At 65.8% G+C, this 3,191-nt stretch carries 4 protein-coding genes; all 4 read right to left on the minus strand.

All coding sequences use genetic code 11. The features are described from left to right. Nucleotides 1–33: 33 nt before the first annotated feature. The 4 genes from AC07XP_RS32095 to tnpA all read right to left on the minus strand — a co-directional run bounded on the left by AC07XP_RS32095 (nucleotide 34) and on the right by tnpA (nucleotide 3,082). On the minus strand, nucleotides 34–606 hold the full coding sequence (locus AC07XP_RS32095; RefSeq protein WP_495266940.1) for a plasmid pRiA4b ORF-3 family protein: 573 nt from the start codon (nucleotides 604–606) through the stop codon (nucleotides 34–36). Between the two features lie 56 nt (nucleotides 607–662). Next, a complete protein-coding gene (gene tnpC, locus AC07XP_RS32100) occupies nucleotides 663–2,255 on the minus strand; it encodes an IS66 family transposase (RefSeq protein ID WP_495266942.1) in 1,593 nt (530 codons plus the stop codon). Between the two features lie 84 nt (nucleotides 2,256–2,339). Continuing rightward, nucleotides 2,340–2,687 (minus strand): IS66 family insertion sequence element accessory protein TnpB, encoded by a 348-nt coding sequence (tnpB, locus tag AC07XP_RS32105; protein WP_214696503.1) that lies wholly within the window; start codon nucleotides 2,685–2,687, stop codon nucleotides 2,340–2,342. After that, a complete protein-coding gene (gene tnpA, locus AC07XP_RS32110) occupies nucleotides 2,684–3,082 on the minus strand; it encodes an IS66-like element accessory protein TnpA (protein ID WP_495266941.1) in 399 nt (132 codons plus the stop codon). The genes tnpB and tnpA overlap by 4 nt, the downstream gene beginning before the upstream one ends. Nucleotides 3,083–3,191 lie beyond the last annotated feature (109 nt).

Here is a 3,191-nt window from a genome sequence, read left to right on the forward strand (position 1 = left end):
GTAATAGTCCGACGGTGACCGTTATTGACGCGCTCACTCGCGGGCGTTCAGTCGAGCATTGACCTCGTCGATGTCGAAGGCGCGAGGATCGAAGGGACGACCGATCCATTCCTTCATCTCGGCGTGCTCTGGATGCTGAGGATCGACCAGCGCTTCGAGGAACTCCCCGTAGCCCGGTGACCCGCCCACGTCTTCTGGCGGGCATGCGTTCTCGCCGCCGACGCACTGTGCATACTCGATCGGTGAGTCCACCTTGACGATCTGCTCAACCTTGATCTTGTGCCACCAGCTGTCGCCGAAGTCGTAGAGGTACTCGAAGGTTTTGCGCGTGCCGAGCGCCTCAGTCAGTGTCACATCCTCCTCGGGCATCAGGTCATCGGGGAACTCCCGTCCTGGCTCCGTTGCTCCGTAGTGGTCACGACCGAAGACGAACTCGTGCACGTGACCGCCGTCCCATCCCATGCCCCATAGCAGCATCACGTGCAGGCGCGGCAGTTCGATCGTTAGCGGCACCAGCAAGCGTCGCCACACCTTCGGACGCACGTCCTCGAGTTCAACGTACAACTGCCAAGCGTGGCGGTCTTTCTGAGTGGAAGTCGTGCTCATGACGGCACTGTAGCGCCAGCGCATTGCGGTGGATTTCCGCAGTGCGCGCCAAGCTCTCAGGCCGCCTTGGTCACCGGCGGGTGCCACGCCGCTTGCAGCTGTGGTGCCACAACCCAGGGCAACAACTCGTCGATTCGATTGATCGGATGGTCGGCGATGTGCTCCAGCACATAGCGCAGATACGCCTGTGGATCTATGCCGTTGAGCTTGGCTGAGCCGATCAACGTGTACAGCACTGCCGCACTGTTGCCGCCGGCATCGGAGCCGAGATGCAAGAAGTTTTTTCTTCCGATGGCAACCCCACGCAGAGCCCGCTCGGCCGCGTTGTTATGCGCCTCGATCCGGCCGTCGTCCACGAAGCGAGTCAATGCTGTCCAGTTGCTCAGCGAATAACCAATGGCCAACGCCATCGGCGACTTCGCCGAGAGCTGCGCCAAGGTCGTCTCCAGCCAGACCTTCAGATCGTCGAGCATCGGGCGTGTGCGCGCCTGCCGAACACGCATGCGCTCATCGGGCGGCCTGCCGCTGATCTCGGCCTCCACCTTGAAGATCTTGCCGATGCGCACCAAGGCCTGGTGCGCCAGCGTTCCGGCCAACTTGTGTTGTCGCTCGTGTATGTCCCATACCTTTCGACGCGCATGGCTCCAGCAAGCGGCCTCGGTAGCCTGGCCTTCTCGGTAGAGCTCGTGGTAGCCCGCGAAGGCGTCAGCCTGCAAGACACCCCTGAAGTGCCTCAGGTGGCGCACTGGATGCTCGCCCTTGCGGTTCGCCGAGTACTGGAACCACACCGCCGGGGGCGCCGTGTCGCCGCTGGGGCGGTCGTCCCTCACGTACACCCACAGGCGTCCCGTGCGAGCCTTGGCGCCTGCGCCGCCGAGCACGCGGATCGGCGTGTCGTCGCCATGGATCTTGTCGGCAGCCAAGACGTAGCGGCCGATGGCTTCGGCCAGCGGGCTCAGCAGACGCGCCGCCTGCGCCACCCAGTCCGCCAAGGTCGAGCGCTGCAGTTCCACGCCGTCACGGGCGTAGATCTGGCACAACCGGTACAGGGGCGTGTGGTCGCAATACTTGCTCACCAGCACGTGCGCGAGCAGCCCGGTGCCGGCCATGCAGCGATCGATGGGGCGGCTCGGCGCGGGCGCCTGCGTGATCGTGCTGCAGCTCGCGCAAGCGAGTTTGGGGCGAACGTGGCGCACGACATGGAAGCTGCCCGGCTCGTAGTCGAGTACCTCCGAGACGTCCTGGCCGATCTCGCGCAGACCGCGGCCGCAGGCCTCGCAGTTGCAACCGCTGTGCGGCGTGTGCATCACGGTGCGTCGCGGCAGGTGATCCGGCAAGTCCCGCACGCCGGTGCGCTGGCGGGCCTGGCGCTTCTTGCGGCCCTGCTCGATGGACGTGACGTTGGAAGGGTGCTCGCCGTCTTCGGCGTCGGCGCCCTCGGCCTGCGTCGGCGTCAATGCCGGCTGCGCGAGCTGGCCGCCCACGAGCTCAAGCTGCGCGTGCTCGAGCTGTTCGCTGGAGCGACCGTACTTCATGCGCCGCAGGTAAGCCACCTCGACCTTGAGCTTCTCGACGGTCAGCAGCGCGATCTTCAATGCCTCTTGCGAGCGCTGCACCTCGCCGCTGAGAGCGGCGTTGGCAACAAGCAGTTCCTCGGAGGTCATGGGTGCGACTGTGCCTGTCGCCACCCATTCCTACAGCGGGAGTTGTCCTGTCAACTGGAGAAGGCCCACCTATGCCGCCGCGCGCGGCTGCCAGGTGCGCTCGGGCCGGCGCCAGTCGATGCCCTCCAGCAGCATCGACAGCTGTGCAGCGCTCAGCGAGATCGAGCCCGACTCGGCCTGCGGCCAAATGAAGCGGCCGCGCTCCAGCCGCTTGGCCAGCAGGCACATCCCATCGCCGTCACTCCACAGCAGCTTGACCAAGTCGCCGCGCCGCCCGCGGAAGACGAAGACGTGGCCTGAGTACGGGTCCTCGGTGAGTGCCGTCTGCACCTTCGCCGCCAGCGTATCCATGCCGCAGCGCATGTCCGTCACACCGGCGGCCAGCCAGACCCGAGTGCCCGCGCGCGGGCCGATCATGCGCTCTGGCGCAGTGCGCGCAGGACACTGCACAGGCTCGCTTCGTCCACCGGGCCGCGCAGGCGCAACTGCGCACCGGCGAACTCCAACTCAATAACGCCGCTGCGCGGTGCCGACCTCGGTGGCGCCACAGCAAGCTCGCCTGACGCGGGAACCGTCATGACCTCGGCCGCCGGCGCGACAGTCACCGGCAACAGTACAGCCGCCGCCGTGCCGCCTGCAGTCCGAAGATGCTCCCTCCGCCACTTGAACAGCATGTTGGCGTTGACGCCGCCGTGCAGCGCGATTGCCGACACGGACGCGCCCGGCTCCAGGCTTTGTCGTACGAGCTCCTGTTTGAACGCTCGGTCGTGATGTCGCCGGCTGGCCTTGCCTGGGTCTTGCTCAGTCTTCATGGTGTGCACCATCTCCTTTAGCGCACACCTCCAAGCGGGTCTGCGATTCGGGTCAGATGCTTCCCGCGGCCCGCGCATCAGGCAAGGACGGCCTTCGTCAGACTATTAC

Source organism: Variovorax sp. GW531-E2, assembly GCF_059423125.1.

Bases quoted from the DNA above. Each gene is read 5' to 3' on its own strand.
- AC07XP_RS32095 (WP_495266940.1), bottom strand. From the start codon at position 606: ATGAGCACGACTTCCACTCAGAAAGACCGCCACGCTTGGCAGTTGTAC.
- tnpB (WP_214696503.1), bottom strand. From the start codon at position 2,687: ATGATCGGCCCGCGCGCGGGCACTCGGGTCTGGCTGGCCGCCGGTGTG.
- tnpA (WP_495266941.1), bottom strand. From the start codon at position 3,082: ATGAAGACTGAGCAAGACCCAGGCAAGGCCAGCCGGCGACATCACGAC.